The organism is Bacillus paranthracis (genome assembly GCF_001883995.1).
GTDB classification, from domain to species: Bacteria; Bacillota; Bacilli; order Bacillales; family Bacillaceae_G; genus Bacillus_A; species Bacillus_A paranthracis.
This window is the reverse complement of sequence record NZ_MACE01000058.1, coordinates 1-2,940: the sequence shown is the minus strand read 5'-3', so window position 1 is coordinate 2,940 and position 2,940 is coordinate 1. Positions and strand designations below refer to the sequence as shown.

Here is a 2,940-nt window from a genome sequence, read left to right as displayed (position 1 = left end):
CATATTATATGGTTAAGTCCTCGATCTATTAGTATTCGTCAGCTCCACATGTCACCATGCTTCCACCTCGAACCTATCAACCTGATCATCTTTCAGGGATCTTACTAGCTTACGCTATGGGAAATCTCATCTTGAGGGGGGCTTCATGCTTAGATGCTTTCAGCACTTATCCCTTCCGCACATAGCTACCCAGCTATGCCCTTGGCAGAACAACTGGTACACCAGCGGTGCGTCCATCCCGGTCCTCTCGTACTAAGGACAGCTCCTCTCAAATTTCCTACGCCCACGACGGATAGGGACCGAACTGTCTCACGACGTTCTGAACCCAGCTCGCGTACCGCTTTAATGGGCGAACAGCCCAACCCTTGGGACCGACTACAGCCCCAGGATGCGATGAGCCGACATCGAGGTGCCAAACCTCCCCGTCGATGTGGACTCTTGGGGGAGATAAGCCTGTTATCCCCGGGGTAGCTTTTATCCGTTGAGCGATGGCCCTTCCATGCGGAACCACCGGATCACTAAGCCCGACTTTCGTCCCTGCTCGACTTGTAGGTCTCGCAGTCAAGCTCCCTTATGCCTTTGCACTCTACGAATGATTTCCAACCATTCTGAGGGAACCTTTGGGCGCCTCCGTTACACTTTAGGAGGCGACCGCCCCAGTCAAACTGCCCACCTGACACTGTCTCCCGGGTCGATAAGACCCGTAGGTTAGAATTTCAATACAGTCAGGGCGGTATCCCACCAGCGCCTCCACCGAAGCTAGCGCTCCGGTTTCAAAGGCTCCCGCCTATCCTGTACAAACTGTACCAAAATTCAATATCAGGCTACAGTAAAGCTCCACGGGGTCTTTCCGTCCTGTCGCGGGTAACCTGCATCTTCACAGGTACTATAATTTCACCGAGTCTCTGGTTGAGACAGTGCCCAAATCGTTACACCTTTCGTGCGGGTCGGAACTTACCCGACAAGGAATTTCGCTACCTTAGGACCGTTATAGTTACGGCCGCCGTTTACTGGGGCTTCAGTTCAGAGCTTCGCTTACGCTAACCCCTCTCCTTAACCTTCCAGCACCGGGCAGGTGTCACCCCCTATACTTCGCCTTACGGCTTCGCAGAGAGCTGTGTTTTTGCTAAACAGTCGCTTGGGCCTATTCACTGCGGCTTTCCGTTAAGAAAGCACCCCTTCTCCCGAAGTTACGGGGTCATTTTGCCGAGTTCCTTAACCAGAGTTCTCTCGCACACCTTAGGATTCTCTCCTCGCCTACCTGTGTCGGTTTGCGGTACAGGCACCTTTTATCTCGCTAGAAGCTTTTCTTGGCAGCGGGGAATCAAAGACTTCGCTCCATAAGGAGCTTCCCCATCACAGCTCAGCCTTTACGATAAGCGGATTTGCCTACTTATCAGCCTAACTGCTTGGACGTGCACAACCAATCGCACGCTTCTTCTATCCTTCTGCGTCCCTCCATTGCTCAAACGATAAAGAGGTGGTACAGGAATATCAACCTGTTGTCCATCGCCTACGCCTGTCGGCCTCGGCTTAGGTCCTGACTAACCCTGAGCGGACGAGCCTTCCTCAGGAAACCTTAGGCATTCGGTGGACGGGATTCTCACCCGTCTTTCGCTACTCATACCGGCATTCTCACTTCTAAGCACTCCACCAGTCCTTCCGGTCTGACTTCACTGTCCTTAGAACGCTCCCCTACCACTGATACCATTCGGTATCAATCCGCAGCTTCGGTGGTGTATTTAGCCCCGGTACATTTTCGGCGCAGAGTCACTCGACTAGTGAGCTATTACGCACTCTTTAAATGGTGGCTGCTTCTAAGCCAACATCCTAGTTGTCTAAGCAACTCCACATCCTTTTCCACTTAATACACACTTTGGGACCTTAGCTGGCGGTCTGGGCTGTTTCCCTTTTGACTACGGATCTTATCACTCGCAGTCTGACTCCTAAGGATAAGTCATTGGCATTCGGAGTTTGACTGAATTCGGTAATCCGATGAGGACCCCTAGTCCAATCAGTGCTCTACCTCCAAGACTCTTACACTTAAGGCTAGCCCTAAAGCTATTTCGGGGAGAACCAGCTATCTCCAGGTTCGATTGGAATTTCTCCGCTACCCACACCTCATCCCCGCACTTTTCAACGTGCGTGGGTTCGGGCCTCCATTCAGTGTTACCTGAACTTCACCCTGGACATGGGTAGATCACCTGGTTTCGGGTCTACGACCACGTACTAAACGCCCTATTCAGACTCGCTTTCGCTGCGGCTCCGCCTCTTCAGCTTAACCTCGCACGGGATCGTAACTCGCCGGTTCATTCTACAAAAGGCACGCCATCACCCGTTAACGGGCTCTGACTATTTGTAGGCACACGGTTTCAGGATCTCTTTCACTCCCCTTCCGGGGTGCTTTTCACCTTTCCCTCACGGTACTGGTTCACTATCGATCACTAGGGAGTATTTAGCCTTGGGAGATGGTCCTCCCAGATTCCGACGGAATTTCACGTGTTCCGCCGTACTCAGGATACATTCAAGAGAGAACGAAGTTTCGACTACGGGGTTGTTACCCTCTACGACGGACCTTTCCAGGTCGCTTCGTCTACCTCGTTCCTTTGTAACTCCGTATAGAATGTCCTACAACCCCAAGAGGCAAGCCTCTTGGTTTGGGCTATGTTCCGTTTCGCTCGCCGCTACTCAGGAAATCGCATTTGCTTTCTCTTCCTCCAGGTACTTAGATGTTTCAGTTCCCTGGGTCTGTCTTCCTTACCCTATGTATTCAGATAAGGATACCATACCATTACGTATGGTGGGTTTCCCCATTCGGAAATCTTCGGATCAAAGCTTACTTACAGCTCCCCGAAGCATATCGGCGTTAGTCCCGTCCTTCATCGACTCCTAGTGTCAAGGCATCCACCGTGCGCCCTTTCTAACTTAACCAAACTAAAA

General features: G+C 51.7%; 1 rRNA gene. It reads right to left on the bottom strand.

The features are described 5' to 3' along the window. Nucleotides 1-8 precede the first annotated feature (8 nt). A 23S ribosomal RNA gene (locus tag BAQ46_RS22870) occupies nt 9-2,931 on the bottom strand. Nucleotides 2,932-2,940 lie beyond the last annotated feature (9 nt).